Source organism: Allorhizobium pseudoryzae, from assembly GCF_011046245.1.
In the GTDB taxonomy this organism is placed as follows: Bacteria; Pseudomonadota; Alphaproteobacteria; order Rhizobiales; family Rhizobiaceae; genus Neorhizobium; species Neorhizobium pseudoryzae.
In genome coordinates this window covers 3,005,229-3,030,665 of record NZ_CP049241.1, presented here as the reverse complement: position 1 = coordinate 3,030,665, position 25,437 = coordinate 3,005,229, and the positions used below count along the sequence as shown (strand labels likewise).

Annotated in this window: 29 protein-coding genes; 14 read left to right on the top strand and 15 right to left on the bottom strand. The window is 62.3% G+C overall.

Translation table 11 applies throughout. From position 1 onward, the window contains the following. Nucleotides 1-2: 2 nt before the first annotated feature. Complete coding sequence (locus G6N78_RS14650; RefSeq protein WP_165219679.1) at nt 3-500, bottom strand: BON domain-containing protein; 498 nt, start codon at nt 498-500, stop codon at nt 3-5. A 63-nt stretch (nt 501-563) separates the two neighbouring features. Next, complete coding sequence (locus G6N78_RS14645) at nt 564-1,058, bottom strand: peptide deformylase (RefSeq protein ID WP_165219677.1); 495 nt, start codon at nt 1,056-1,058, stop codon at nt 564-566. Between the two features lie 201 nt (nt 1,059-1,259). On the opposite strand from G6N78_RS14645, the gene mgtE reads away from it, so the two are divergent. Both mgtE and G6N78_RS14635 read left to right on the top strand, forming a co-directional pair. Beyond that, nucleotides 1,260-2,678: a magnesium transporter gene (gene mgtE, locus G6N78_RS14640; RefSeq protein WP_165219675.1), complete on the top strand. Its 1,419-nt coding sequence runs from the start codon at nt 1,260-1,262 to the stop codon at nt 2,676-2,678. An 85-nt stretch (nt 2,679-2,763) separates the two neighbouring features. Then, the gene (locus G6N78_RS14635) at nt 2,764-3,150 is read left to right on the top strand and encodes a MerR family transcriptional regulator (RefSeq protein WP_165219673.1); all 387 of its coding nucleotides are present in this window, start codon (nt 2,764-2,766) and stop codon (nt 3,148-3,150) included. 31 nt (nt 3,151-3,181) lie between these two features. On the opposite strand, the gene G6N78_RS14630 is transcribed toward G6N78_RS14635, so the two are convergent. Both G6N78_RS14630 and G6N78_RS14625 read right to left on the bottom strand, forming a co-directional pair. After that, nucleotides 3,182-4,153, bottom strand: a complete 972-nt coding sequence (locus G6N78_RS14630; protein ID WP_165221842.1) for a heparan-alpha-glucosaminide N-acetyltransferase — start codon at nt 4,151-4,153, stop codon at nt 3,182-3,184. Nucleotides 4,154-4,189: 36 nt separating this feature from the next. After that, nucleotides 4,190-4,894, bottom strand: coding sequence for a DUF599 domain-containing protein (locus G6N78_RS14625; RefSeq protein ID WP_165219671.1), 705 nt, complete (start codon nt 4,892-4,894; stop codon nt 4,190-4,192). A 541-nt stretch (nt 4,895-5,435) separates the two neighbouring features. On the opposite strand from G6N78_RS14625, the gene G6N78_RS14620 reads away from it, so the two are divergent. Both G6N78_RS14620 and G6N78_RS14615 read left to right on the top strand, forming a co-directional pair. Beyond that, on the top strand, nt 5,436-6,839 hold the full coding sequence (locus G6N78_RS14620; protein WP_165219669.1) for an L-serine ammonia-lyase: 1,404 nt from the start codon (nt 5,436-5,438) through the stop codon (nt 6,837-6,839). 57 nt (nt 6,840-6,896) lie between these two features. Continuing rightward, on the top strand, nt 6,897-7,334 hold the full coding sequence (locus G6N78_RS14615) for a DUF1489 family protein (protein ID WP_165219667.1): 438 nt from the start codon (nt 6,897-6,899) through the stop codon (nt 7,332-7,334). 42 nt (nt 7,335-7,376) lie between these two features. On the opposite strand, the gene G6N78_RS14610 is transcribed toward G6N78_RS14615, so the two are convergent. The 6 genes from G6N78_RS14610 to G6N78_RS14585 form a co-directional block, all read right to left on the bottom strand. After that, nucleotides 7,377-7,646 (bottom strand): hypothetical protein, encoded by a 270-nt coding sequence (locus G6N78_RS14610; protein ID WP_370691434.1) that lies wholly within the window; start codon nt 7,644-7,646, stop codon nt 7,377-7,379. A 94-nt stretch (nt 7,647-7,740) separates the two neighbouring features. Next, nucleotides 7,741-9,159, bottom strand: coding sequence for a D-alanyl-D-alanine carboxypeptidase (locus tag G6N78_RS14605; protein ID WP_165219665.1), 1,419 nt, complete (start codon nt 9,157-9,159; stop codon nt 7,741-7,743). A gap of 176 nt (nt 9,160-9,335) precedes the next feature. Next, nucleotides 9,336-10,097: a hypothetical protein gene (locus G6N78_RS14600; RefSeq protein WP_165219663.1), complete on the bottom strand. Its 762-nt coding sequence runs from the start codon at nt 10,095-10,097 to the stop codon at nt 9,336-9,338. A 113-nt stretch (nt 10,098-10,210) separates the two neighbouring features. Continuing rightward, complete coding sequence (locus G6N78_RS14595; protein WP_370691524.1) at nt 10,211-10,774, bottom strand: transglutaminase-like cysteine peptidase; 564 nt, start codon at nt 10,772-10,774, stop codon at nt 10,211-10,213. Nucleotides 10,775-11,408: 634 nt separating this feature from the next. Beyond that, nucleotides 11,409-12,011, bottom strand: coding sequence for a PilZ domain-containing protein (locus G6N78_RS14590; protein ID WP_165219659.1), 603 nt, complete (start codon nt 12,009-12,011; stop codon nt 11,409-11,411). Nucleotides 12,012-12,078: 67 nt separating this feature from the next. Then, nucleotides 12,079-12,666 carry a PAS domain-containing protein gene (locus G6N78_RS14585; RefSeq protein WP_165219657.1) on the bottom strand — a complete coding sequence of 196 codons (588 nt, stop codon included), beginning with the start codon at nt 12,664-12,666 and terminating at the stop codon, nt 12,079-12,081. A gap of 496 nt (nt 12,667-13,162) precedes the next feature. Between G6N78_RS14585 and G6N78_RS14580 the strand changes: the two genes are divergently transcribed. Both G6N78_RS14580 and G6N78_RS14575 read left to right on the top strand, forming a co-directional pair. Next, nucleotides 13,163-13,858: a rhomboid family intramembrane serine protease gene (locus G6N78_RS14580; protein WP_165219655.1), complete on the top strand. Its 696-nt coding sequence runs from the start codon at nt 13,163-13,165 to the stop codon at nt 13,856-13,858. 147 nt (nt 13,859-14,005) lie between these two features. Next, nucleotides 14,006-14,440, top strand: a complete 435-nt coding sequence (locus G6N78_RS14575) for a CBS domain-containing protein (RefSeq protein ID WP_165219653.1) — start codon at nt 14,006-14,008, stop codon at nt 14,438-14,440. 47 nt (nt 14,441-14,487) lie between these two features. Here G6N78_RS14575 and G6N78_RS14570 read toward each other — a convergent pair whose 3' ends face one another. The 3 genes from G6N78_RS14570 to folE form a co-directional block, all read right to left on the bottom strand. After that, nucleotides 14,488-15,456 carry a patatin-like phospholipase family protein gene (locus G6N78_RS14570; RefSeq protein ID WP_165219651.1) on the bottom strand — a complete coding sequence of 323 codons (969 nt, stop codon included), beginning with the start codon at nt 15,454-15,456 and terminating at the stop codon, nt 14,488-14,490. Nucleotides 15,457-15,562: 106 nt separating this feature from the next. Beyond that, nucleotides 15,563-16,024 (bottom strand): phosphoribosyl-AMP cyclohydrolase, encoded by a 462-nt coding sequence (gene hisI, locus G6N78_RS14565; protein ID WP_165219649.1) that lies wholly within the window; start codon nt 16,022-16,024, stop codon nt 15,563-15,565. 31 nt (nt 16,025-16,055) lie between these two features. Further along, nucleotides 16,056-16,664: a GTP cyclohydrolase I FolE gene (gene folE / locus G6N78_RS14560; protein WP_165219647.1), complete on the bottom strand. Its 609-nt coding sequence runs from the start codon at nt 16,662-16,664 to the stop codon at nt 16,056-16,058. 330 nt (nt 16,665-16,994) lie between these two features. On the opposite strand from folE, the gene G6N78_RS14555 reads away from it, so the two are divergent. From G6N78_RS14555 to G6N78_RS14535, 5 genes are all read left to right on the top strand, one after another. Then, nucleotides 16,995-17,438: an iron-sulfur cluster assembly scaffold protein gene (locus G6N78_RS14555; protein WP_165219645.1), complete on the top strand. Its 444-nt coding sequence runs from the start codon at nt 16,995-16,997 to the stop codon at nt 17,436-17,438. A 6-nt stretch (nt 17,439-17,444) separates the two neighbouring features. Next, nucleotides 17,445-17,837, top strand: a complete 393-nt coding sequence (gene yidD / locus G6N78_RS14550; protein ID WP_165219643.1) for a membrane protein insertion efficiency factor YidD — start codon at nt 17,445-17,447, stop codon at nt 17,835-17,837. A gap of 3 nt (nt 17,838-17,840) precedes the next feature. Beyond that, nucleotides 17,841-18,266, top strand: coding sequence for a DUF2267 domain-containing protein (locus G6N78_RS14545; RefSeq protein ID WP_165219641.1), 426 nt, complete (start codon nt 17,841-17,843; stop codon nt 18,264-18,266). 135 nt (nt 18,267-18,401) lie between these two features. Next, nucleotides 18,402-20,423 (top strand): threonine--tRNA ligase, encoded by a 2,022-nt coding sequence (thrS, locus tag G6N78_RS14540; protein ID WP_370691433.1) that lies wholly within the window; start codon nt 18,402-18,404, stop codon nt 20,421-20,423. A 118-nt stretch (nt 20,424-20,541) separates the two neighbouring features. Continuing rightward, the gene (locus tag G6N78_RS14535; protein WP_165219639.1) at nt 20,542-21,381 is read left to right on the top strand and encodes a lysophospholipid acyltransferase family protein; all 840 of its coding nucleotides are present in this window, start codon (nt 20,542-20,544) and stop codon (nt 21,379-21,381) included. Nucleotides 21,382-21,400: 19 nt separating this feature from the next. Here the strand turns inward: G6N78_RS14535 and G6N78_RS14530 are convergent, their stop codons facing one another. Beyond that, on the bottom strand, nt 21,401-22,375 hold the full coding sequence (locus tag G6N78_RS14530; protein ID WP_165219637.1) for an RgsD C-terminal domain-containing protein: 975 nt from the start codon (nt 22,373-22,375) through the stop codon (nt 21,401-21,403). Nucleotides 22,376-22,482: 107 nt separating this feature from the next. Between G6N78_RS14530 and G6N78_RS14525 the strand changes: the two genes are divergently transcribed. The 3 genes from G6N78_RS14525 to G6N78_RS14515 all read left to right on the top strand — a co-directional run bounded on the left by G6N78_RS14525 (nt 22,483) and on the right by G6N78_RS14515 (nt 24,972). Then, entirely contained in the window at nt 22,483-23,070 is a 588-nt protein-coding gene (locus G6N78_RS14525; RefSeq protein ID WP_165219635.1) for a nitroreductase family protein, read from the top strand. Continuing rightward, complete coding sequence (locus tag G6N78_RS14520) at nt 23,070-23,675, top strand: flavin reductase family protein (RefSeq protein ID WP_165219633.1); 606 nt, start codon at nt 23,070-23,072, stop codon at nt 23,673-23,675. The genes G6N78_RS14525 and G6N78_RS14520 overlap by 1 nt, the downstream gene beginning before the upstream one ends. Before the next feature lie 160 nt (nt 23,676-23,835). After that, nucleotides 23,836-24,972, top strand: a complete 1,137-nt coding sequence (locus G6N78_RS14515) for a DUF2336 domain-containing protein (RefSeq protein WP_165219631.1) — start codon at nt 23,836-23,838, stop codon at nt 24,970-24,972. A 31-nt stretch (nt 24,973-25,003) separates the two neighbouring features. Here the strand turns inward: G6N78_RS14515 and G6N78_RS14510 are convergent, their stop codons facing one another. Beyond that, a complete protein-coding gene (locus G6N78_RS14510; protein ID WP_165219629.1) occupies nt 25,004-25,423 on the bottom strand; it encodes a hypothetical protein in 420 nt (139 codons plus the stop codon). Nucleotides 25,424-25,437: the final 14 nt, after the last annotated feature.

Below are 25,437 nucleotides of genomic sequence, written 5' to 3'. Positions count from 1 at the left end.
CCTCAGTCCTCGTCGGGAATGAGGCTGTCGATGCCAAGCAGCGTCAGCTCGTTCTGGACACGACCGACACCCGGCACCCGCTTGACCGTAGCGACGATTTTTCGCGCGGTCTGCTGATCGTCCACTTCGCCTTCGATCGTCACCGTCGTGCCGTCCGCCCGGATGTCGATGGTTTCCATCGGCACCAGGTCGAGTTCGTCGATCGCATTGCTGACCCGTTCTTCCAGGTCGTCGGTCTCCTCAAGGCCCTTTGTCGCCGGGGTGCGCCGGTCGGAGACAGGCTCTTCAAGACCGTCCGCATCGGCGCTGTCGACGCTGTAGCCTTTGTTGCGTTCGCGGTCGAAATTGGCGCTCGGATCGCCATAGGCGGCGTTATCGACGGCGCCGGCACCGGCGCCTGCCTGATCCGCATACGGCCAGCCATCATCGATGTTGCGCGTGTCGTAGTCGCGGTAATCTTCTTCGCGGGAAATCTGGTTGGCGGGCTTCTTCGTGGCCATAACGGTCTCCTGACTGTGATCGGCGGGATAACGCGCCAAAGGGCCAGAAGTTCGCGCCTCTCGTTAACGTGTCTGCTTCTCCCATTTCTTGATCAGCCGGTCGCGTTTCAGCCGTGACAGACGCTTCAGCCAGAAGATCCCGTCCAGCTGGTCGATCTCGTGCTGGATACAGGTGGCGAGGAATCCGTCCGCCTCTGCCTCATGCGCCGCACCGCTCACGTCCTGGAAACCGAAGCGGATGCGGGCCGGCCGCTCCACCTCCTCGGTGAAGCCGGGCATCGAGACGCTTCCCTCGGTAAAGCGCTGCTGTTCGGCAGATGCCGAGATGATCTGCGGATTGATGTGGATGAGGAGCGGCGCATCGGGCTCCAGCTGGATCACCGAAACCCGCAGAAGTTCGCCCACATGCGCCGCGGTGATCCCGACCCCGGGGGCCGCCCGCATTGTCTGAAGAAGATCATCGCACAGGGTCTGCAATGTGGTATCGAACGCCGTGACCGGCTGGCAGGACAAAGAGAGGCGGGGATCTGGATAGCGCAGGATCGGACGGACGGGCACGGGCACTCGCAAGGGTTCGACGGGAAGGGTGCCTGTCTCATCAGTATGGCTAGACCGGCGCTTCAACTTGTTTTAGCAGGGTTTCGGCGGGCGTGCAGGTGTCTTGCAGCATTCCGTCTATCCAATTGTTGACAATCGGTTTTTGCCCGTCATCCTGCAGGCGCGGAATGAGGGGCGGCAGACAGTTCGAGGAGCGGCGACATGACGAATATCGACGAAGACCGCGTTCGCCCCTCGCATCACGAAGACGTGCACGATGACATATACGGCGAGGACGGTTCCGTCCGAGCCGACTTCCTGGCGCTGGTGGGGGCGGCGATCGCCGATCGCGACCTCCTGTTCCTCCGCCAGGAAGTCGCAAGCCTGCACGAATCGGAACTCGGCGACCTGCTCGAATCGATGCAGCCGGACTTGCGTCTGGCGCTCGTCAAACTGCTTGGCAATGATTTCGACCTGACCGCGCTCACCGAGGTGGACGAAGCGATCCGTCTCGAAATCGTCGAGCAGATGCCGAACGCCCAGATCGCCGCTGCGCTGGGCGAGCTTGATTCGGACGACGCGGTCTACATTCTCGAAGACCTCGACAAGGAGGACCGGGAAGAAATCCTGGCGCAGCTGCCGTTCACCGAGCGGGTCCGTCTGCGCCGCGCGCTCGATTACCCGGAAAGCTCCGCCGGCCGTCGTATGCAGACGGAGTTCGTCGCCGTGCCGCCGTTCTGGACGGTCGGGCAGACGATCGACTACATGCGCGAGGATGACGATCTGCCGGACAGTTTTACCCAGATCTTCGTCATCGATCCGACCTTCAAGCTGATGGGGGTCGTGGATCTCGACCGCATCCTGCGCACCAAGCGCCAGGTGAAGATCGAGGCGGTGATGCGGGAAACGAATTATCCGATCCCCGCCGACATGGACCAGGAAGAGGCAGCCCAGCTTTTCGAACAGTATGACCTTCTGTCTGCGGCCGTGGTGGACGACAACGGCCGTCTGGTCGGGGTGCTGACTATCGATGACGTCGTCGACGTGATCCAGGAAGAAGCCGAGGAAGACATCATGCGCCTCGGCGGCGTGGGCGACGAAGAGCTGTCGGACTCGGCGATCGAGACGTCCCGCTCGCGTGTGCCGTGGCTGCTGGTCAATCTTGTAACCGCGCTCTTGGCAGCGTCCGTCATCTCGCTCTTCGAGGCGACCATCGAGCAGATCGTGGCGCTGGCCGTCCTGATGCCGATCGTCGCCGGCATGGGGGGCAATGCCGGCTCCCAGACGATGACGGTGACGGTGCGGGCGCTTGCGACCCGCAATCTCGACATTCACAATGCCTGGCGCGTCGTCCGCCGCGAAGCGGGCGTCGGACTGTTGAACGGCGCGATCTTCGGCGTACTGATCGGTCTTGCGGCCGGGCTGTGGTTCCAGGATCCGAATATCGGCGGCATCATCGCAACCGCCATGCTGATCAACATGATGGCAGCCGCCTTGGCCGGCATCATGATCCCGCTGCTGCTGGACCGGATCGGCGCGGACCCCGCCGTTGCCTCCGCCGTCTTCGTCACGACGGTCACCGACATTACCGGCTTCTTCTCGTTTCTCGGCCTTGCGACGTGGTGGTTCGCCATCAGCTAGGTCGCCATGATCCTCGGCGGGAGGCGCTGAAAAATTGACTTATACGTAAAAGTCAATTAGCCTTCCTGTCGTAGAGGAAGCTGGCGTGCAAAAATACTATACCATCACTGAGCTGACACGAGAATTCGGCGTTTCGACCCGGACCTTGCGTTTTTACGAAGACGAAGGCCTGATTCACCCGGAGCGCCGGGGGCGTACGCGTCTGTTTCGGGCTGCCGACCGCCGGCTGATTCTTGAAATCCTTCGAGGCCGCCGCATCGGTTTCACCATCGCCGAAATCCGCGAGATCATCCAGGTCTACAAGGAGCCGCCCGGCGAGCTTGGCCAGCTCAAGATGCTGATGAAGCACGTGGATCAGAAGCGGGACGAATTGCGCCAGAAGCGCAAGGACATCGAAGAGACGCTCGCCGAACTCGACCAGGTCGAGGAGGCATGCCTCACTCGCCTGGCGGAAATCGGCGTCGGGACCTGACGATCCCGAACCGGGTGTCAGCGATCATCCCTCACGGCTTTTCCATGCTCTCAGCCGTGCACTGGCCGGCAATATCGAGCACCCGCTGATCCGTGGACGGATCGATCTCACGCCGCTGCATGGGTTCAAACAGGGACTGCGCCACCAGCTTCTCTCCCGTGCAGGCGCAAAAACGCTGGCAAAGCCCCGCGTCGTTGCCGCCCGTGGTGCAACTGGCCTCACAACTGCGATTGTAGCTTTCGATCGGATCGGGGGCGGGCGGCGGCGCAACGAGGCTTGCCAGGTAGACGATGCCGATCAACACCGGCTGGTGCACCAGATAGAAGACGAGACTGTGCTGGCCGGCACGCGTCAGGATGTTCGGTCTCTGCTGCCAGGATTGCAGACGCTGGAAACCGCCATGCCGTTGCAAAAGGCCGGCAACGGCAACGCCGGCCAGCACGGCGGCCAGCCAGGGAAACAGCGGCACGAAATCATTGGAGCGCGGCGGTGTCTCCGCGAGCCCGATCCAGGCCAGAGCGCGCGGATCAAAGACGGACGATCGCAGCACGCCCGGCATCACCCAGCCGTCGATGACGAAGGCGATCAGAATGCCGATGGCGGCGAGGGCGGTCATGAGCGACGGGAGCGGCAGGAAAGCCAGCGCAATCAGGCTCGATACGGTGATGGCATGCAGGATGCCGAAGAAGATCCATTCCTGCGGCAGAGCGATGAAGGTCCCGATGCTGATCACGGCTGCCGCTGCCGCCACCATGCCAAGCCGGCGGCCGAACGGCTTCCAGCGGATGGCCGGCCGGTGCGCGAGCACAAGGCTGATGCCGACGAGGAAGAGGAAGCTCGAGGCGATAAACCGCGCATAGATCTTCCAGCCGCCTTCCGTCGCCGTTCCCGGTTCCAGATAGCCGAAGAATTCAAGATCCCAGGTGAAGTGGTAGGAGGCCATCGCAATGAGCGCGACGCCGCGCAGCGTATCGATCAGCGGGATGCGCGGCGTGCGCAGCATGCCGGGAGGCGTATCGGGAGAGGACAACGGATTTCCTTATGTCTTGGCGCGGCGTACCGACTCGTCCATCAGGGCAAGCCTTGCCTCGGAGAAAAACTGCCTTCGTGTCAGAACGATGATCACAAAAAGGGTCGATGCCATGAACATGTAGGGCCCGATGAACCAGCCGAGATAGCCGATCGACAAAAAAATCGTGCGGAGGCCGGCGTTGAAGTGGCGGGCCGCAATGATGTTCATCCGGATCACCCGTTCCGCATCACGCTTGGCAGTGTCTGGATCGGCCCTGTATTCCGCCGACATCGGCAGGCCGCCGAACAGGATCGTGCAGTAGTTGAACAGGCGGTAGGACCAGCCGAACTTGAAGAAGGAATAGCCGAACAAGGCCGTCAGACCGACGACCTTCGCCTCGAAGGCGGCACGGCCGCTGTAGCTGACGAAAGCGAGGTCGCGGAAGACGGCATCGACCTGATCAGTGGCGCCCAGCAGCGCAAAGCAGCCGCCGATCGCGAAGATCGAGGTGGAGGCGAAAAAGGCGGTGCCGTTCTGCAGGCCCGCCATGATCTGCGTGTCGATCATTTTCAGGTCGCGGCCGAGCGAATTGTAGATCCACTGGCGGCGCCGCTCCGCCATCGCCTGATTGAGACTGGGACGCGGCAGGACCGGCTCGCCACTGGTCAGCCAGGAATAGCCGAGCCACAAGACAGCAAACAGGCCAAGCGCAAGATAATCGGCAAGGGTCATGGGAGGAGCGCCAGAATGAGGGTCAACAACAGGGAACCGTGAGGGTTCACCATCATCCTATGCGTCAGGACGACGATGATCTCAAGCGGTTGCCGTTTACCATCTGGGCCGGATTGTGGCGGCCTTGCCCTTGCATTGCGTGAACACCTGTGCACAAAGGCCAGCGCAGCTGTGAATGTGTCAATTTTTGCAGTTGCGAAATGTGAACGTCATTAATATACGGTTAAGGGCTTGCGCGGCACTCTACGCCGCGGCCGCAACTGGAGCAATTATGGAAGACACTGTACAGAAGTCCTGCTGGGGCGTCACCGTGAAGGCACTCTGTGGCTTTGCCGGTGTACTGGCGCTGGCCTATCTTTTCGGTACCATCTGATCATCCGTCCCACTGCATTCCTGTCGTCTCCCCGCCACCTTTGACCGATACCTGCCCCATGGCGGTATTGCGTGTCGTTTCCGTTGACCGCTGATGTCGGTCAGGCGGCTGGACAGTGGAGGGAGGCGAGGTAGTTTAGACCCCTCTGCCACCCAGGAATCGCCCCCCATGTTTCTTTCCGTCTTTGACGTCTTCAAGATCGGCGTCGGTCCGTCCAGTTCCCACACCATGGGGCCGATGTCGGCGGCGAACCGGTTTCTCGATCTTGTCCTCTCAGATGACTGGCCGAGACCGGCGGGCGCACGCGTGGCTTCTCTGCAGGTCAGCCTGCACGGTTCGCTCGCGTTCACCGGCATCGGCCACGGAACGGGCAGGGCGGTCATTTTGGGTCTCACGGGCGAGCGGCCGGACAGCGTCGATCCGGATCGGATGGACGCCATCATCGAAACGGTGGAACGCAGCGGCCGTGCGACGCCGCATGGCCATCCCCCCGCCGGTTACCTCTTCCAGCCGGCAACCGATCTCGTCTTTGACAAAAAGCAGGCCCTGCCGGGGCATGCGAACGGCATGAGCTTTTCCGCCCTCGACAAGGACGGACGGCTGCTCTTGAAGCGGATCTACTATTCGATCGGCGGCGGCTTCGTCGTCACCGACACCGAACTGGAGGCCATGCGCGGCAGCACGCAGGCCGGTAGCGACCGCGTGCCCTATCCGTTTGCCACGGCCCGCCAGATGCTCGACATGGCCCGCGCCTCGGGCCTTGCCATTGCCGACATGAAACGGGCGAACGAACTGACCCGCATGAGCGAGCCCGACCTGAACGCCGGTCTCGACCGGATCTGGGAGGCGATGAACAGCTGCATCGACCGGGGACTGAAGGTCGAGGGCATCATGCCGGGCGGGCTGAAGGTGCGCCGACGCGCCAAGTCGATCCACGACAAGCTCAAGGCGGATGTCAGAAGCAACCGGCTCAATCCGCTGCTCGCCAATGACTGGCTGTCTGTCTATGCCATGGCCGTGAACGAGGAAAATGCCGGCGGCGGACGGGTGGTGACAGCGCCGACCAATGGTGCGGCCGGCGTCATCCCCGCCACCATCCGCTATTATCTCCACTTCCACGACGATGCGAGCCAGGAGGATATCCGCACCTTCCTGCTGACGTCGGCCGCCGTCGGCGGTATCATCAAGCACAATGCCTCGATCTCCGGCGCCGAGGTCGGCTGTCAGGGCGAGGTGGGCTCTGCGGCAGCCATGGCGGCTGCGGGCCTTGCCGCCGTCATGGACGGTTCGCCCGAGCAGATCGAAAACGCCGCCGAGATCGCGCTCGAGCATCATCTCGGCATGACCTGCGATCCGGTGGCCGGTCTCGTTCAGGTGCCCTGCATCGAACGCAACGCGCTGGGCGCGGTGAAGGCCGTCACGGCAGCCTCGCTCGCCCTCAAAGGCGACGGAGCGCATTTCGTGCCGCTGGATGCCGCGATCGAGACGATGCGACAGACCGGTCACGACATGAGCGAGAAATACAAGGAGACATCCACGGGCGGTCTCGCGGTCAATGTCGTGGAATGTTGATGGACAAGGCGCGGCTTGGGCCTTGACCAAAGGCGCGGATCGGTTTTCAACCGCGCCATGACACTTCATCTGTTGAAACTCTGCGTCGGTGCCGATTCGATCCAGGATCTCCGGGATTGGGTGAGCGAGCGATCGCTGACGGCGATGGCCGCCGGCCTTGAACCGCATACCACCCACACCACCCGCATGGTGCCGAAGCGGGTCGATGAACTGCTGAACGGGGGTTCGCTGTATTGGGTCATCAAGGGGCAGGTGAGCGCACGCCAGCCGCTGCTCGGCATCGAAACCTTCACCGGCGCGGATGGCATCGGTCGTTGCCATCTCGTGCTCGGGCCGGAAATCATCGAGACCGTGCCGCAGCCGAAGCGGCCCTTCCAGGGCTGGCGGTACCTGACGGCAGAGGATGCGCCGAAGGATTTGGCCTCGATTGGCGACGATGCCGCCGCTATGCCGGAAGACTTGAGGCGCGAGCTTGCCGATCTCGGACTGCTCTAATCGAGAAAGGCGCCCGCAGGCGCCTTTTCGGGACGTTACAATTTACCGGAGCTTCAGCCGTATCGGCAGCCGTCCGGCCTTCGGCGACAGATGCATGTAGATGCGTGCTTCCGGCTGGGAATGCCGCCACGCCCGTGCGCCGTGCGACAAAAGCAACGTCACGAGATCACGCGTACGCTCCTTCGGACGATGGATTCCGAGGCCGGCAAGCCTCAGCGCTGCCTCATGCAGCGGATGCAGGCCGCTGCCCCTGATCTTGGTCTCGCTTCCCGCCGGCAGCGGGAAATCGAGATTATTCTCGTTCATTGCCATGTGATGACCTCGTAACGCAAAACAAATCGAGGATCTTAACTTGGGCGAAAGCCCGACAGACGGGCCGGCAGGACCGGCCCGTCTGCTCATTCACTTACTGTTGGGATGCCCAGCAGGACACGCCCTTCTTCTTCAAGGCGTTGCAGGCGTTGATCGCATCCTTCTGGTCGCCGAAGCCACCAAAACGGGCGCGATAGAGCTGGCTGCCGCCGCTGTTGACGGCAACCGCAAAGGGTTTGGCGGTACGCAATACCTGACCGCCCTTATCCTGCGCACTGTGCAGGAGTTCCATGGCTGCACCGTGATCGGCGGACACGCCGATCTGGATGACCCAACCCGAAGGTGTTTCTGTCTTGATCTCGCTCTTGCGGGTCGATGCGGTCGTCACCTTGTCGGTCTCGACGGCAGCCTGCTCGCGCACCGGAGGCATGTAGGCCGGAGCCGGTGTCGGCACGCCGACGCTCGGGGAGGCCGTCATCGCTGCGGTCACGGCGGCAGCTGCGCCGTTGCGCTTCGGTTCGGAAGCATAGGCAGCAGCGCCCGGGAGCTTGTCGTCGTAACGACCGGCTGGCACCGGAACGGACACCGAAGGTTCGATCGACGCGACCTCCTGGCTTGCGGCGACCACGGCACGGGATGCCTCGGGCTGCACGGGAACCGGAACAGAGGTGGCCGGAAGAGACGGCGTGCGGACTTCCGCGATCAGGTTGCTGCCACGGCCAGTCGAGGCCTTCGGCATGTAGGTGGCAATCAGCTTGCGCATCTGCGCATCCCGAGCGCCACCGCTGGTCCCGCCCATCACAACACCGACGACGGAACGACCATCGGCCTGCGCCGAGGTGACGAGGTTGAAGCCGGAAGCACGCGTGTATCCGGTCTTGATCCCGTCGACGCCGTTTACGGAGCCGAGCAGCCGGTTATGGTTGCCGATCGTCTGCTTGCCGAACTGGAAGGAGCGGATCGAGAAATAGGGATAATACTGCGGGAAATGCTGGCGCAGCGCGATGCCGAGGCGGGCCTGGTCGCGTGCGGTCGTCATCTGCGCGGTATTGGGAAGACCATTCGCATTGCGGTAGGTGGTGCGCGTCATGCCGAGCGCCCGCGCCTTGTTTGTCATCAGCTGCGCGAAGCGGGCCTCGGAGCCACCGACAAATTCCGCAAGCGCGGTTGCCATGTCATTGGCCGAGCGGGTGATGAGCGCCTTGATGGCCTGCTCGACGGTGACCGATCCGCCGGCCCGCACGCCAAGCTTGGTCGGCGGTTCCGCTGCCGCGTGGGCGGAAACCGGCACGCGGGAATCAAGCGTGATGCGGCCACTCTCCAGCGCCTCGAAGGTCAGGTAGAGCGTCATCATCTTGGTCAGGGACGCGGGATAACGAAGGGAATCGGCATCTTCGCTGTAGAGAACCTTGCCCGTTTTTGCATCGACCACGATGCCGGCATATTTGGGATTCGCCAGCGCGGGACTGCTCGCAATCATCGAGAGGGCGACAAGGCCAACAAGATAACCCATGGCCGTCTTCAAAAACGAGGCGCCACCCTTGGAAAAGGATGTTGTGTTGAGATTGGTCAGCACGGTGCACTCACTCACTGCATTTCAATTGTCATTTCCGGAGCGCCCCCGCGAACTTCCGTTCTGGCCATAGTAGGGTGGGGGCGTTACCAAGAGGTTTATGATGAACGGAATCTTCAGGATTGCGGTTGGATTTTATCCATTGGCTCAGCCGCAAGATGCGCCCCGACAAAGGTTGCAATCGCGGCATCAATATGGTCCCAGGCCGGAAGAAGGGTGGATGAGAAGCGATAAAGGACGCTGAGGCCCTCGCCGACGTGGATATCGCGCTGGCAATCGCCGCTTCCGGCCGGATGTTCCGGCACGGGCAGGACGCAGCGGACGACATAGTCCGGCTTGCCCGGTCGTGTGGCCGTCAGCACCGCCTCGCCGCCATAGCCGCTGTCGGCACGAAGCCGGTGCAGGGTCAGGCCGTTGCCGGCATCCTCGGGTTCTCCCTCGAAAAGCCGCGTATAGATCGGCTCCAGCCGGCCGGACATGTCGCGCGACATGGTGGCCTCGGTGAGTTCCACGAAAATCAGACTGTTTGAGAGATCCAGCTGGTCGAAACGCGCGGCAAGCGCCTGGGTGTACCCCTGCATTTCAGGCCAGGCGAGGTAGAGGTTGAGGCGTTCGGCGGCGCCCTCCTTCCGCTGTTCCCGGAAGCGGATCATGTTTGCCGGCACGGCGATGGTATCGCTGCCGATCGAAACACTGATCACTTGAGGATTGTCGGTGTGGCCCGCGAGCGCCAATGTGCGCCCATACCAGTGCCCCGCATAACTGATCGCGCCTGCCAGCAGTGCAAGTGCGGTCATGGCGCCGGTCACCTTGGTGATCAGCGCCGTGGACAGAAGCGGCTCGTGCTCGCTGATGGGGGATGCGTGGCCCTGTCGCATTGGGAAGGTTCCGAAGGAGGTGCGGGACTCACGTGAACCCCGTACCGTCATCCTTCGGCAATCCTGGTTAATGACAGGTTAACCGAGCGACAATCAGTTTTGTTGTGGCCGGCCTATTTGCGGACGCTTGCCACGGCATTGGCGCGACCATCCTGGAGCTTGACCCAGGCCGCCGGATCCGACGAGGACTGGCGCTTCAGATAGGTGTATTCGGTGTCCGACCACAGGAGAACCTTGTTGCGCATGTTGTCGAGCACGAAGTCGCCACGGTCGGTGCGCACCGTCAGCACCGCATGGCCTTCGCCATTCGGCTGCAGGACGACGGTGATCAGCAGGTCGGCCGGGCTGAAGCCCTGGCTCATCAGCATCTTGCGCTTCAGAAGCACGAAGTCTTCGCAGTCGCCGACCGTGCGCGGATAGGCCCAGCGTTCCTCGACGCCGTAGATTTCCTGGTCGGTCATCGGCGTGATCGAGTTGTTGACGGTAAAGTTGACGTCCAGGATCTTGCGCCACTTGTCTTCGGTGAGCGTCATGGCCCCTTCGTCGGCGACGGTCGGAACGCATTCGCTGCGATAGGTCTGGCAGAATTCGTAGTGACCGATCGGCGGGTTTGCCTTGCCGGTTATCTTCATCGCACCGGCTGCCGCAAAGGCGCCACTGGTGGACATCAGGGTCATGCAAAGGGCGGCGAGGCCGGTTCCGATCATCTTGGCGTGAGACATTCTTTTTTCTCCCCGTTCGATGGGAGAAAGCTCTCACAGACGCCTTGATTGCTCGCGAAATTTACCAGTTAAAACAATAGCTTGTTTTATTAGAACATGACTCGAATGCACATCGAATGAGAGACGAATTTGAATCGAAATCGACGCGCATTCGATGGGTATTTGCATCAAATGCAATGAAAATTTGGATCAATTGTCACCGTTTGGCGGGCAAGCCGTTGAGGCGTCGCCGTTTTTCGGCTGAGCGTCCGCACGGTCCGATGTGCATTCGCTATCCGCCCGTGCGGCAATGATGCCGGATCGCTGCCACACGGCCTTCGCAAATCCGCCGTCGCGGCACCCATGACCTGCTCAAAACGGTCGAAATCGGCCTCAAAAAAAGTGTGCCGGAGCGAGAAAAAAATCTGTCGAGGCGCTTCTTTTTCGCACAGTCGCCAGGTGGGAGCCGATCCGGTGGCTTTTCCGGCACGCGCAGAGCCGCGTGTTCAGGGGGCAGTGACCTGCCGTTTCGTCTGTACCGAGACAGCACACGCAAAGACGCCCGGCGGGAGATCCGGCCGGGCGTATTCAGTGCATGGAATCCAATAAATCAGAGGAAGGCGCGCAGGCTTTCGCGGGTCTGCACATGGGCGAATTCGAGTGCGACGCCCTCGGCAAAATGGCGCACGATACGGCCGCGCATCTGGTTGAGGCTGACGACCGTACCGATCGGCGGGCGGACCTCGATATCGATGGCGGCACCCGACAGCGACAGATCGACCAGGCGGCAAGGATAACGGGTGCCGTCTTCCATGCTGAGTTCGGCGCGGGTGATGCGGGGTGTGAGGCGGTCGTGACGACGATCTTCCGGCAGACCGAGCTCGTGCCGGTTGGCGAGCCACGTCAACTGGGCGGCCAGTTTCTCGCGCTTGCGATCCGTGGCCGTGACCGACATGACAAAACCGGCTTCGGTCAACTGCAACGCCTGACCTTCGAGGCGCCCGAGGTGGTCGATATAGGCGATCACGCGTTCACCGACCCTCGGCAGGCCGACGCAGGAGATCATCACGTCACCGGGCGACATGTCTGTTGCGATGCAAGGATATTCTTCCCGATTGGCCAGCATCAGACGACCCGTCATGTTGACCGAGACACGCTGAAAGGTGCGCGGCGGCGGCTGGGTGGCGGAGATGGGAGCCTGGAAGGAAAACATCGCAGTCTTTCGTCTGTCGTGTTGCAGTCCAGACATACAGCCAGCGAGTTAACATATGGTTCTTGTGTCAGCGCCTGCGCGTCATGCGTGCAGCATCGACCAACCGCTGGAGAAGCGGGCGAATATCCGGCCGTGCCTGGCCGGCCATCGGCGTCGCGTCCGGGTCAAAACCGTCGGTCGCCGGAAGCCAGTAGCGCGCCTGCATGCAGCCCGGGGAGAAGACCTTGCCGAGCGAGACCGGTGCAAGCGGAAGAAGACAGCCCAGCAGGCGATCGGCAAGCTTGCCGGAGGAGCGGATGGGCATCAGCAGCATCTCGCAGGGCGTATCGCCCAGTCCATGCCGCATGGACAGATTGATGACCACCGCCTCTTCCGTCCTCAATGCCGCCAGAGCCGCCTCCAGAGCTTTGTCCTGATCCGCGCCCTGCCAGAGCGACAGGAACCGGTGATGGCGCAGTTCCCGCCGATAGAGTTCGCAGATCCGGGTGCCGGCCAGACGGAAGATGAGATCCGGGCCGGAAAGTTCCAGCATGAAGAGGTCCGGCAGGCGCCGGCGCAGAACGCTGGGATCGAAATCCGAGCGCAAGGGTGCCGAGGCACCCTGTCTCAGGCTGTTCCAATACTCATAGACGTCCTGTGTACGCTCGCTCTGCATCGATACCAACTGTCTCGTTTAGGGCCGGTTTCGGTCACTATGATCTTAACCAATCGTAAAGGAGCGAATTGCGTGCCAGTTGGTGGGGGGATCGGAACCAGCGGACCGCGGCAGAGGATTTGTCGGCGTTTGCAAATGCCAAGAAAATTCTGTCTTCGGCGGCGCAAATCACGAAGCCGGCAGGGCGTCATGACTGCGGACATCCGGGGGACAAACCTTCGCCGCAACGGAGCACGACGACTGGTTTCCAGCAGCGTGTGGATCTTCATGTTCTGATCGTTGCCCCGTCGTCTCACAGGCTTGTGGCCGAAAGCGGGATTGTCAGGCGGGACGGCTGCTGTATGTCTGGGAGGGTGACGCAAAGGATCAATGGATGGACGAATCGCCGAAGACGCCGCAGCATGGCCCGCAATCCGGGTCGCAACCGGGGTCGCCAGTACCGGAGGGATCGTCCGCGGGCAGTGCGGGTCCGGCAAGACCGCCTCACGAACCCGCCATGGCGCGTCGGAGCCAGCCGGCCATCAATCTGCCGCCGCTTCTGATCGCCATCCTGGCGCTGCTGATTGGGCTTTACCTCGTCGAGACATACCTGCTGGATGACGAGACCCGGTATCTGCTGCTCTACGAACTCGCCTTCAGTCCGCTGCGCTATGTCTACCCGCTGTCCTCGCAGGGGCTGGAATGGCTGTGGACGCCGGTCACCTACTCCCTCCTGCACGGCAGTGCCGAACATCTGGCCTTCAACAGTCTCTGGCTGGCGGCCTTCGGCGCGCCCGTGCTACGACGGCTGGGGGCGTTGCGCTTTCTTCTCTTCTGGGCCCTCTCGGCTGCCGCCTCCGCCTTCTTCCACGCCTTTCTCAACTGGGGGCAGGAGACGGTGCTGATCGGGGCATCCGGCGTGATTTCGGCGCTGATGGCGGCCGCCTGCCGTTTCGCCTTTCCACGCCAGGGCGGGGGGCTGGCGCGTGGGGATGCGCATCGCCTGCCGCGCCAGGGCATTGTGGAAGCACTGACGAATCGCACCGTCTTTGTCTTCACCCTATTGTGGTTCATCGGCAATGTGTTGATCGCCGTTGGCGTGCCCTTGGTGGGTGATGGAACAAGCGCCATCGCCTGGGATGCCCATATCGGCGGCTTTTTCTTCGGTTATCTCCTGTTTTCGGCCTTCGATCCGCCGCTTGCCAGCCGTTAGACACCGGCCTCCACGAGCCCTCCAGAAGGCCTTGCCGAAACCTGTTGCATTCGACGGATCGGAGGCGCACCATTTGCCGGTGCCCGCGTCGTGAGCTTGGAGGAGTGGAAGCGGCCGGGCGCAAAGGTTCGTCAAGAGGAGGAATTGATGGCTGTTTCCGTCAGACACATGCTGGATGCCAAGGGCCGCAACGTGGTTGCCGTCACCCGTGACAGAACGATCGAGGAGGTTGCGACCATCCTCAATGAAAACCGTATCGGTGCCGTCGTGATCACCTCGCTGGAAGGCCGGATCGCCGGCATCTTCACCGAACGTGATCTGGTGCGTTCCGTGGCAGAAAAGGGAGCCGGGGTTCTGTCGCAACCGGTCTCGTCTGCCATGACCACCACCGTCACCCGCTGCCGGGAAGAGACGACGCTCAACGAATTGATGGGGATCATGAGCAGCGGACGCTTCCGCCACGTGCCCGTCGAGGATCAGGGCCGCCTCGTCGGCATCATTTCGATCGGGGATATCGTCAAGGCGCGGATCCAGGAAGTGGAAACCGAAGCCGAACAGATCCGCGCCTATATCGCCAGCTGAGCCGGATCAGGGTAGGGCGCGCGGCGCGAACGAGCCTCGTGCGCCCATCATGCGAAGGCGAAGACTTCCTGCATGCGCTTCAGCTCGGTAATGCGGGTCTGTGCCTCGCTGTAGCCGCGATCGATCGCTTCGCCGGCGCGATGGAATTCCGACAGGCCTATATCGCTGAGGCGCGGATGCAGTGCGAGGTCCGGCGGATCCCCCGCCAACCGCGCGCGCGAAATGCGCTCTTGGATGATGTTGAAGGCCTGCACCATCACGCTTGGCATGCCAAGCTTGGCTTCGTGCACCTTCGTGTGCTGGCCTTCGATCACCGGCTGGATGCTGGCATTGTGCTTGACGACGGCGGACCGGCCGAAGATGTCGTAGTTGAGGTTCACCGCCACGACGAGCGGCTGCTCGTAGGCGCGACACACCGAGGTCGGCACCGGATTGACGAGAGCGCCATCTACCAGCGTGCGGTTGTTGCATTTGACCGGTTCGAAAATGCCGGGCAGCGCGTAGGACGCCCGCAAGCCGGTGATCAGCGACCCGCTGGTGATCCACACCTCGTGTCCGCTGTGCAGTTCCGTTGCTACCGAGACGAAAGGCCTGTCCAGATCCTCGATCGCGATATCGGCCAGGTGTTCCTGCATGCGCTTCGTCAGCCGCATGCCGCCGAGAAGCCCGCCGCCACCGATCGTGAGGTCAAGGAGGCCGGCAATGCGCCGCATCGTCAGCGAGCGCGCAAAACCTTCGAGTTCATCAAGCTTGCCGGCAAGATAGCAGCCGCCGACCAAGGCGCCGATCGAGGTACCGGCAATCATGCCGACTTCGATTCCCGCTTCGTCCAGCGCTCGAAGGACACCGATATGCGCCCAGCCTCTCGCAGCACCGCCGCCGAGGGCCAGAGCCAGTTTCGCCTTGCGCGGTGGCTTTGGCGTCGCGACCGGTGCTCCTGGTCCTGCGGCCTGGCCGCCCGCATGCTCTGCCGTCGTTCCCTGCGGTTCGTTGCGATGCCAGGTCCAGTTGAGCATGTCGTTTCCGTCCTCAAGGCGAAAAGCGCCGGACGCTCATTAAACGCCGACATTCGTTTCCAATCCGTTGATCTTGGGCGGGAGTGACGCATTACTAGGCAAATGCCTAGGAAGTCTTCCCGTCCCCGTAGATCCTGTCGGGATCAAAATGTCGCGCTTCATCGGCAACTTCAAGGACCGCCGTGCCGTTGCGGTATTCAACTGTTCGATAAAAGCACGAACGGCGACCGGTATGGCAGCTGGCATCATGGCCCGCCACCTTCACTTTCAGCCAGACGGCATCCTGATCGCAGTCGGTCAGCAGTTCCACCACCGTCTGAAGGTTGCCGGAGGTCTCGCCCTTCTTCCAGATTTTCGCTCTGGAGCGGCTGTAATAATGGGCAATCCCGGTCTCGATCGTCAGCGCCAGCGCCTCGCTGTTCATGTGCGCGACCATCAGCAGATGGCCGTCACGCATATCGGTCACGATGGCTGTGACGAGGCCCGCCTCGTCGAAACGCGGAGTAAAGGCGCCGGGGCCTTCAAGCGCCGTCTTGTCGGTCGGCGCGGCCGGAAAAGTAATCGTCATGGAAAACGGTCCAAGGGAAAAAGGCGGCGCCCTAGCGCCGGATCATCATGAGGAAACGTGCCTGCTCGGCGGCGTTGGCATCGAACTCGCCGGTGAACGTGGTCGTGAGCGTCGAGGAACCCTGCTTCTGGATGCCGCGCATCGACATGCACATATGTTCCGCTTCAATCATCACGGCAACGCCGCGCGGTTCCAGTACATCCTGAATGCCATGCGCCACCTGAGCCGTCATGGCTTCCTGCGTCTGCAGGCGGCGTCCATAGGTCTCGACCACGCGGGCAATCTTGGAGAGGCCCAATACCCGGCCCTTCGGCAGATAGGCGACATGCGCCTTGCCGATGATCGGCACCATATGATGTTCGCAGTGGGAGAAGAACGGAATGTCGCGCACGAGAACCATGTCGTCATAGCCGGCGACCTCCTCGAAGGTGCGGCCGAGCACCTCTTCCGGCGTCTCGTCGTAACCGGAAAACAGTTCCCGATAGGCTTTCGCGACGCGCTTCGGCGTATCCAGAAGTCCTTCGCGGGTCGGATCATCACCCGCCCAGCGCAACAGTACGCGCACTGCCTCTTCGGCCTCCTGCTGGGTGGGGCGCGCCTCTCTCTGGCCGGCAGGGAAGTTTTTCACGATGGCGTCCATAGCTTCATCTCTCCTGATGCGGAACCGGGCCACATCAAACCCGCCGGTCATCCTAACGATCACTGCGGCGGTCTTTGTTCAGCCGTTACATCATTACGGGCTATCTGGCCCGACGGATCTCTTTTGACAAGAGAGTGTCTGCCAATTTCGGAATGGTTCGGGGCATATCTTTCCGTCTTGATGATTGCCCATCGGCCCATCATATAATGTGGACCAGCCGCCATGACCACCCCGAGGCACTGCCATGGCCGCCCGAAAGCCGGTCCTCCGCGTTGACACTGCGTTTTGCAATCGTGATACGTCGAGGCGATTTTGAAGTGAGCACTCCGCATGGACGACATCTATAACGCGCGCATCCTTCAGTTGGCCGGCAACATCGAACGGGCCGGCGTGCTGGAGAATGCCGATGCGACGGCCGAAAAACACTCGAAACTGTGCGGCTCGAAGGTGCGCGTCTTCCTGAAGATGGACGAGGGGCATGTCAGCGATTTTTCCCATCAGGTGCGCGCCTGCGCGCTCGGCCAGGCCTCGTCCTCGGTGATGGCGCGGCATGTGGTGGGCGCGACGGCAGAGGAGATCCGCAATGCCCGCGACGCCATGCTCGCCATGCTGAAAGAGGGCGGCGAGGGGCCGGAGGGCCGCTTCGAGGAGATGCGGGTGCTTCTGCCCGTCAAGGATTACAAGGCGCGACACGCCTCGACCATGCTGACCTTCGACGCGGTCGTCGATTGTCTCGACCAGATCGAGACGGGCTCGGTCGCCCGGGCGGGCTGAGTGCCAATGTGCGAGCAGTGCGAAGACAGCGACCTTGAGCACGATGCCCCGCAACGCCGCGGGCGCAACTGGCACGGGCCATTCCGCAAGACGCCGGGGCGGCTTTTCGGCATGGGGCTGATCCGCCTCTATCAACTGACGCTCTCCGGCTTCATCGGCAATTCCTGCCGTCACATCCCCACCTGCTCGGAATTCGGCTACGAGGCGGTGGCGCGCCACGGCCTCTGGTTCGGCGGCTGGATGGTGGCCTGGCGGTTCGTTCGCTGCGGACCGTTCGGTTCGTCGGGGCTCGATCCGGTGCCGGAGCATCTCGCGGCCCGGCAAAGTTGGTGGCGGCCTTGGGCCTATGAGCGCAAACGGACGACGCAGAACGGCTTCGCCGCCGAAGAGGTGGGCTAAGTCATGCCGATCCCGATGGAATACCATCATGCCTCGCGGGATTTTGAGACCTTCATGGACGATCTCCTCGAGATCTCGCTGCTGAAGACCCGCCACCAGGCTTACACGATGCTGCAGGCGGTGTTGCAGGTGTTCCGGCGAAGGTTGACGTTTGCCGAGGCGATCGGCTTTGCCGGACTGCTGCCACCCGTTGTCAGGGCGATCTTCGTCAGTGACTGGAACACGCAGGAGCCGGTTATGCCCTTCACCGACCGCGACAGCCTGATGGCGGAGGTGCGGCAGCTGCGGCACAATCACAACCTGTCGACCCCGAGCGCGATCGAGGACGTGACGGCGGCACTCCGCCGGCATGTCGACGATGCAAAGCTGCAGGACTTTTTGCGAAAACTGCCGACCGGTGCTTTGGACTTCTGGGGCTCGCGCGCATAGCCTGCCGTTGCGTCTCTCGCATTCTCTTTACTAACAGCGCTTTCCCGCTTATCAACGCGCGCGTTACGCCGTCTTTCGACGGCAAGATCAAACCACCCGCATTCGTTGGCGGGACTGGATAACAGGAGCATAGACATGTCCGTTTCCCTGACTTTCCCCGATGGCTCGATCCGTTCCTATGATGCCGGTACGACCGGTCTGGCGGTCGCCGAATCCATTTCCAAGTCGCTGGCCAAGAAGGCGGTCGCCATCGCGATCGATGGCGAGTTGCGTGATCTCTCCGACCCCGTCACCGAGGGCCGGATCGAGATCGTCACTCGCACCGATGGCCGCGCGCTTGAACTGATCCGCCACGATGCCGCCCATGTGATGGCGGAAGCTGTGCAGGAACTGTGGCCCGGCACGCAGGTGACAATCGGCCCGGTGATCGAAAACGGCTTCTATTACGATTTCAAGCGCGTCCACGCCGATAGCGGCGAGGACTGGCCCTTCACGCCCGACGATCTGCCGAAGATCGAAAAGAAGATGAAGGACATCATCGGCCGCAACAAGCCGTTCATCAAGGATGTCTGGTCGCGCGACAAGGCCAAGCAGGTGTTCGGCGAAAAGGGCGAGCGCTTCAAGGTCGAACTGGTCGATGCGATCCCCGCCGACCAGGACGTGAAGATCTATAGCCAAGGCGAATGGTTCGACCTGTGCCGCGGCCCGCACATGGCCTCCACCGGCCAGATCGGCACGGCCTTCAAGCTGATGAAGGTGGCCGGCGCCTACTGGCGCGGCGACAGCAACAACCCGGTCCTGAGCCGCATCTACGGCACCGCCTGGGCGACCCAGGAAGAGCTCGACCAGTATCTGCACGTGCTGGCGGAAGCCGAAAAGCGCGATCACCGCAAGCTCGGCCGCGAAATGGATCTCTTTCATTTCCAGGAAGAGGGCCCAGGCGTCGTCTTCTGGCACGGCAAGGGTTGGCGCATGTTCCAGACGCTGACGGCCTATATGCGCCGCCGGCTCGCCAACACCTACGAAGAGGTCAACGCACCGCAGGTGCTCGACAAGTCGCTGTGGGAGACGTCGGGTCACTGGGGCTGGTACAACGAGAACATGTTCGCGGTGAAATCCGCCCATGCCTTCGTCAACCCGGATGACGAGGAGGCGGACAACCGCGTCTTCGCGCTGAAGCCGATGAACTGCCCGGGCCACGTGCAGATCTTCAAGCATGGTCTGAAGTCTTACCGCGAAATGCCCGTCCGGCTTGCGGAATTCGGGCTCGTGCATCGTTACGAAGCCTCCGGCGCGCTGCATGGCCTGATGCGCGTGCGCGGCTTCACCCAGGACGATGCGCATGTCTTCTGCACGGAAGAGCAGATGGCGGCGGAGTGCCTGCGCATCAATGACCTGATCCTCTCGGTCTACGAGGACTTCGGCTTCCATGAGGTGGTGGTGAAGCTCTCCACCCGTCCGGATAAGCGCGTTGGTTCCGACGACCTCTGGGATCGCGCCGAAAGCGTGATGATGGAGGTTCTGAAGACCATCGAGGAACAGTCGGGCGGCCGCATCAAGACCGGCATTCTGCCGGGCGAGGGTGCCTTCTATGGTCCGAAGTTCGAATACACCCTGAAGGACGCAATCGGCCGCGAATGGCAGTGCGGCACGACGCAGGTGGACTTCAACCTGCCGGAACGGTTTGGCGCCTTCTATATCGACCAGAACTCCGACAAGAAGCAGCCGGTGATGATCCACCGCGCGATCTGCGGCTCGATGGAGCGTTTCCTCGGCATCCTGATCGAGAACTTCGCCGGCCACATGCCGCTCTGGTTCGCCCCGCTGCAGGTGGTGGTCGCGACGATCACCTCGGATGCCGACGACTATGGCCGCGAAGTGGTGCAGACGCTGCGGGATGCGGGTCTGATCGTTGAGGAGGACTTCCGCAACGAAAAGATCAACTACAAGGTCCGCGAGCATTCGGTGACCAAGGTTCCGGTCATCATCGTCTGCGGTCGTCAGGAAGCGGAAAACCGCACGGTCAACATCCGCCGGCTGGGCAGCCAGGCCCAGACGCCGATGTCGCTGGCCGATGCGGTGGCATCCCTGACCGAGGAGGCAACCCCGCCGGACGTCAAGCGCCGCCAGGCGCTGCGCAAGGTCGCCGCGGAATAAAGAACCGTCAGCCCCTGTTCCGTCCGGGACAGGGGCTGTTGCGGCGCCTGTCAGAAAAGCGTCGTAGAACTGTAATACACAAACCGAAGTGTGTCGGGTCAGGCCCGGTGAGGGGAATTTGCGCTTCAAGGAACTGTCTTACGCCAACGACCGCGATCCGCGGCTGAAACGCTGGCTGATCCGTTCGATCGAAGGCCTATCGGGCCGTGATCGCTATGTTCGCCTCTACGACGCCTGGCGCCAGGATGTGGCCGGACAGTCGGATCGCGTTTTCGGGCGGATGCTGGACCTGATCAAGGTGAGGCTGGAGGTCGAGGGGACGTGGCCGCCGAAGGACCTGCCGGATGCGCCGCTCGTCATCGTCGCCAACCATCCCTTTGGCATTGGCGACGGCATTGCCATTCTGGCGCTGGCCGAACAACTCGGTCGGCCGTTCCGGGTTCTCATCAACAACGAACTGCTGAAGGTGCCGGAAATCGCGCCTTACTCCTTGCCGGTCTGCTTCGAGGAGACGAAGGAGGCGCTGGCGATGAACATGGAGACGCGGCGCGAGGCGGTCCGCCTCCTGAAGGAAGGCGTCACCATCATCATCTTCCCTGCAGGCGGTGTGGCAACGGCAAAACGCGGTTTCGGCCGCGCCGAGGACCTGCCCTGGAAAATGTTTCCGGCCCGCCTCATCCAGGCGGCCAAGGCGAATGTCATTCCCGTCTATTTTCGCGGCCAGAATGGCCGGCTGTTCCATCTGGCAAGCCGGGTGTCGCTGACGCTGCGCCTGTCGCTTCTGATCCGAGAGTTCAAGCGTCTGTCGGGAACGACCATTGAAGCAAAGATCGGCGGCTTGATGACGTGGGAGGAGATGTCATCGACGTCGGACCGCAAGGATCTGCTGGCGCAACTGCATCAGGCCGTCTTTGCCATGCGTGATCCCGTCCGCCCGCGTTTCCGCCGGGCAGGGTGACGCGACAGACGACGGCGCTCTATTCGGTGTCGTTGACCGAGATGGCCTGCTGTTCCTTCATCAGCACCTCGACATCGACATCCTTGCCGGACTCGACGTTGAAATCCTTCTGATAGATCTTTTCCTTGTTGCGGGCGACGACCGTGTAGTCGCCCTCCGTCAGCACCATCGAGGTGAACGCGCTGACGCTTTCGGCCACCACGTCGCCGCCCGCCGTCAGGACGGACCAGGCCGTATCGGCCACCGCTTCGCCGCCGAGCTGCGAGACAAGCTTGAAACTCACCTGGGCGGCGTGGTGCTGCAGTGTCGCTTCCGTCAGCTTGCCGGCCTCGACCTGCACATCGGCGCGCACCGAGGCGTTGACGTCGCCATATTCGGAGACGATGTGGTAGCTGCCGGCGTTCAGGCGGACGATCGTGTTGGGCTTGACGTCGGCCATGACCAGCGGGCGCTCGCCATCTTCGCGGACCTCGGTGGAATAGATGGAAAACTTGAGTTTGGCGGCGGGCACCCGATGATCCTCGCCGGCGACGGCACTCAGGACGATGCCGCCGGCATCGAGAACAAGCAATTCCGCCGGCACGTCACCGCTGGCGGGCACGTTGAGACGCTTGGTGACCCCGGCTCGACCGAAGGCGACGTTGACGAAATAGGAACCGGGCGCCAGCTGGAAATTGGCGTCGCCACCTTCCGCGGAAGCGACCAGCGGCAGCTTGCCGTCGGGCCCCGGATCGGGGCTGAACACCCGCCAGCTGAGCCCCGTCTTCATGGGAGGCCCATCCGGCGTCAGCTTGGCCTGGATCTTCACATCGCGCGCCACGGGAGAGGCCGTGCCGAGTGCAGGCGAAAACGCATTGAGCTTCGGCATCTTGGCCGTGCTGTCCAGTTGGCGGAACGTCTTGAACGCATCCTGAGACAGAACCGGCTGAACGGCCGCGAGAACGGAGCCTGCCACCAGAGCCATCACCAAGCCGGCCTTCGAATACGCGCTCATACCACCCTTGACCGTTGACTCTTCCCTGTCCAAAGGCCACTTGAAAACCAACCTCGCGGCAATTTCAAGATGCTGCTCATCGTAAACGCCTCTGACAGCGTGATATCATGACCAAGAACCAGCCTCTTTTCGATTATCTCAGCACCCGCCGTTCGATCCCCGCCCTGCAGATGAAGGGGGAGGGACCGAATCGGGACGCGATCCTCTCCATCCTGACGCTTGCTTCCCGGGTGCCGGATCACGGCAAGTTGGCGCCGTGGCGGTTCATCGTCTACCGCGGGGAGGAACGGCTGGCGCTTGGTGAAAGGCTTGCCGAGATTGCGGCCACCGCCAACCCGGCACTGACAGACGACATGCGGGAGATCGAGCGGACGCGTCTTGCTCGGGCGCCTGTGGTCATCGCTGTCGTATCGACGGCGGGCGAGCATGTGAAGATCCCCGTCTGGGAGCAGGAACTGAGTGCTGGCGCAGTCTGCCTCAACCTGTTCATGGCGGCGAACGCGCACGGTTATGCCGCCAACTGGCTGTCCGAATGGATCGCCTACAATACCGATGCCAAGGCGGTTCTGGGCATCAGGCCGGAGGAAAAGGTGGCCGGTTTCGTCTATATCGGCGAAAGCGATTTTCCGCAGACCGACCGCCCGCGGCCGGACCTTTCCGCCATCGTCACCTGGACGGGGGGAGACCAGAGCTGATGTTCTACACCACCGACACGAACGAGCATGGCATGCGCCACGATCCGTTTAAGGCGATCGTGGCACCGCGTCCGATCGGCTGGATCGGCACGAGGGGCAGCGACGGGTCGCGGAACCTGTCGCCCTATTCGTTCTTCAACATCGTCTCGGATCACCCGAAGATCGTGATGTTCTCGTCCAGCGGGCGCAAGCACAGCCTGAAGAATGCCGAGGAAACCGGAGAATTCACCGCCAGCCTCGTCAGCCGTCCTCTGGTGGACAAGATGAATGCCTCCTCGGCACCGGTAGATTACGGCGTGGACGAATTCGCCCTGTCGGGCCTGACGGCCAAGACGGGTTCGCTCGTCGGTGCCCCCTTTGTCGAAGAGGCCTATGCCGCCCTTGAATGCCGGGTCACGCAGATCCTGCAGCCGCAGACGCTGGATGGTGGTGAGGCCGAATCCTCCATGGTCTTCGGCCAGGTGGTGGCAATCCACATCAGCGAGGCCATCATCCGCGACGGACGGATCGATATGGAGCGTGCTCGGCCGGTGGCCCGCATGGGGTACATGGACTACTGCGACGGCGGCGCGGATGTCTTCCAGCTTCGGCGGCCGGGCGCCTAATCGCCCGACCCGGCGGGCAACTGCGTTGCAAGTGTCTGTAACGCCACGCAGTTGTCAAAGCTTAACGGGTATGGTGAACGGATCATAAACCATTTCCACTTAACCTCACGGACAAGGGAGACACGGGTCTGTCAGACCTCCCTTTCAGTGAGGCGTAGCAGTGATCATCAAGGCATTTCTTCGTTGGACGGAAACGGCAACGGCAGGCGATCGCGCCAAGGCGGCCGGTGCGCTGGCCAAGGCATTTCTGCGCTGCCCGCCGACCGACGAGCAGCACCGTGCCGCCGTGCACGCCATGATCCATCTGCTTGACGATCCGTCCGCTCTGGTTCGCAAGGCGCTTGCCGAAACGCTGGCTACTTCACCGAAGGCGCCGCGCAGCGTCATCCTTGCACTCAGCGAAGATCAGCCGGATGTCGCCTGCCATGTGCTCACCTTCTCGCCGATCCTGACCGACACGGATCTGGTGGATCTGTGCGGGCGTGGCGGTGCGATGACGCGCGGGCTGATCGCCGCTCGGCCCAATCTTTCGCGCAGCGTTGCCGCAGCCCTTGCCGAAGTCGGCGATCTTGGGGAAATCCTGATTCTTCTGGAAAACCCGACGGCGCATGTCAGCCGCTACAGCCTGAGGCGGCTGTCGGAACGGTTCGGTCGCGAAACGAGCGTGCGCAACCGGCTCCTCGCCAACGACACTCTTCCGGCGGAGGCGCGTGACCGTCTGGTGGGCCATGTCTCGGCGCTTCTTGCGCAGTCGGGTCTGGTGCGCTCCACCATGAGCCCGTCGCGCATCGCCCATGTCACCCGAGAGGCCAGCGATCTGGCGGCGCTGATGCTGGCTGCGGACGCGGAACGCGAGGATCTGCCGCTGCTTGTCGAGCATCTGGCGGTCTCCAATCGCCTGACGCCGGCCTTTCTGATGCACGCGCTCTGCAGCGGCCGCATCGAGTTTTTTGCCGCCGCGATGACCTATCTGACCGGGCTGGAAGAGCGGCGTGTCCGTTCGCTGATGGCAACGGCAAGACACAATGCCGTGCGCGCGCTTTACGAATCGGCAGGCCTCGATCGTGCCATCTGCGACGTATTTGCGGAAGCAACGCTCCTGTGGCGCAATCTCAGTCACCGCACCAGCCAGACGGGCGGCGAGAGCATCTGCGCCGCCTTGATGCAGAAGTTCAGCCGGAACCCGGATCAGCCGACAGCCATTGATGAACTGCTCGATCTGGTCGAATCCCTGCAACTCAGTGAAGAGCGGCAGATCGCACGGACCTTTGCCAGCGAAGCGGCACTTGCCGCCTGAGGGGACTTCCCCTGCAGAGGCAAGGCCGCCCTCAGCGAAGCGTGCGAATGACCCAGGAATACCCGTCTTCCACCAGATGGATCGGCCGTGCGACGAGGTCACGCACTTTATCGCGGCTCGGCATCACGGTTTTCAGCCGGTTGAGGGCCTGACGTGCCAGAGACTGTTCTTCGGCACGTTCCAACGCCGGCGTTGGCGCCGGAGCTTCAGACGAGGGAATGGCATCGCCCGATGCGGCAGCATCCGCCTTGACCGTCGCGGAGGTCGGGTCCTGACAGACAGCGACGACGGTCGGATAGGAAATGTTGGTGAAGGCGGAGAGCTCCTTTTCGGACACCGCATTGCACAGTTCGATCGTCGGCCAACGCTGGTTGATGGTCGCCACATAATGGCAGTCGGTCGCTGAATCGTCGCACCCGAGAATCGTCATCATCACCAGTGCAGTTCGCATGTCGTCATCCTTGG

Excerpts from the sequence above, each read along its gene's own strand:
- G6N78_RS14650 (WP_165219679.1), bottom strand. The coding sequence starts at position 500 with ATGGCCACGAAGAAGCCCGCCAACCAGATTTCCCGCGAAGAAGATTAC.
- mgtE (WP_165219675.1), top strand. The coding sequence starts at position 1,260 with ATGACGAATATCGACGAAGACCGCGTTCGCCCCTCGCATCACGAAGAC.
- G6N78_RS14630 (WP_165221842.1), bottom strand. The coding sequence starts at position 4,153 with ATGCTGCGCACGCCGCGCATCCCGCTGATCGATACGCTGCGCGGCGTC.
- G6N78_RS14625 (WP_165219671.1), bottom strand. The coding sequence starts at position 4,894 with ATGACCCTTGCCGATTATCTTGCGCTTGGCCTGTTTGCTGTCTTGTGG.
- G6N78_RS14620 (WP_165219669.1), top strand. The coding sequence starts at position 5,436 with ATGTTTCTTTCCGTCTTTGACGTCTTCAAGATCGGCGTCGGTCCGTCC.
- G6N78_RS14615 (WP_165219667.1), top strand. The coding sequence starts at position 6,897 with ATGACACTTCATCTGTTGAAACTCTGCGTCGGTGCCGATTCGATCCAG.
- G6N78_RS14610 (WP_370691434.1), bottom strand. The coding sequence starts at position 7,646 with ATGGCAATGAACGAGAATAATCTCGATTTCCCGCTGCCGGCGGGAAGC.
- G6N78_RS14605 (WP_165219665.1), bottom strand. The coding sequence starts at position 9,159 with ATGGGTTATCTTGTTGGCCTTGTCGCCCTCTCGATGATTGCGAGCAGT.
- G6N78_RS14600 (WP_165219663.1), bottom strand. The coding sequence starts at position 10,097 with ATGCGACAGGGCCACGCATCCCCCATCAGCGAGCACGAGCCGCTTCTG.
- G6N78_RS14595 (WP_370691524.1), bottom strand. The coding sequence starts at position 10,774 with ATGACCCTGATGTCCACCAGTGGCGCCTTTGCGGCAGCCGGTGCGATG.
- G6N78_RS14590 (WP_165219659.1), bottom strand. The coding sequence starts at position 12,011 with ATGTTTTCCTTCCAGGCTCCCATCTCCGCCACCCAGCCGCCGCCGCGC.
- G6N78_RS14585 (WP_165219657.1), bottom strand. The coding sequence starts at position 12,666 with ATGCAGAGCGAGCGTACACAGGACGTCTATGAGTATTGGAACAGCCTG.
- G6N78_RS14580 (WP_165219655.1), top strand. The coding sequence starts at position 13,163 with ATGGCGCGTCGGAGCCAGCCGGCCATCAATCTGCCGCCGCTTCTGATC.
- G6N78_RS14575 (WP_165219653.1), top strand. The coding sequence starts at position 14,006 with ATGGCTGTTTCCGTCAGACACATGCTGGATGCCAAGGGCCGCAACGTG.
- G6N78_RS14570 (WP_165219651.1), bottom strand. The coding sequence starts at position 15,456 with ATGCTCAACTGGACCTGGCATCGCAACGAACCGCAGGGAACGACGGCA.
- hisI (WP_165219649.1), bottom strand. The coding sequence starts at position 16,024 with ATGACGATTACTTTTCCGGCCGCGCCGACCGACAAGACGGCGCTTGAA.
- folE (WP_165219647.1), bottom strand. The coding sequence starts at position 16,664 with ATGGACGCCATCGTGAAAAACTTCCCTGCCGGCCAGAGAGAGGCGCGC.
- G6N78_RS14555 (WP_165219645.1), top strand. The coding sequence starts at position 16,995 with ATGGACGACATCTATAACGCGCGCATCCTTCAGTTGGCCGGCAACATC.
- yidD (WP_165219643.1), top strand. The coding sequence starts at position 17,445 with ATGTGCGAGCAGTGCGAAGACAGCGACCTTGAGCACGATGCCCCGCAA.
- G6N78_RS14545 (WP_165219641.1), top strand. The coding sequence starts at position 17,841 with ATGCCGATCCCGATGGAATACCATCATGCCTCGCGGGATTTTGAGACC.
- thrS (WP_370691433.1), top strand. The coding sequence starts at position 18,402 with ATGTCCGTTTCCCTGACTTTCCCCGATGGCTCGATCCGTTCCTATGAT.
- G6N78_RS14530 (WP_165219637.1), bottom strand. The coding sequence starts at position 22,375 with ATGAGCGCGTATTCGAAGGCCGGCTTGGTGATGGCTCTGGTGGCAGGC.
- G6N78_RS14525 (WP_165219635.1), top strand. The coding sequence starts at position 22,483 with ATGACCAAGAACCAGCCTCTTTTCGATTATCTCAGCACCCGCCGTTCG.
- G6N78_RS14520 (WP_165219633.1), top strand. The coding sequence starts at position 23,070 with ATGTTCTACACCACCGACACGAACGAGCATGGCATGCGCCACGATCCG.
- G6N78_RS14510 (WP_165219629.1), bottom strand. The coding sequence starts at position 25,423 with ATGCGAACTGCACTGGTGATGATGACGATTCTCGGGTGCGACGATTCA.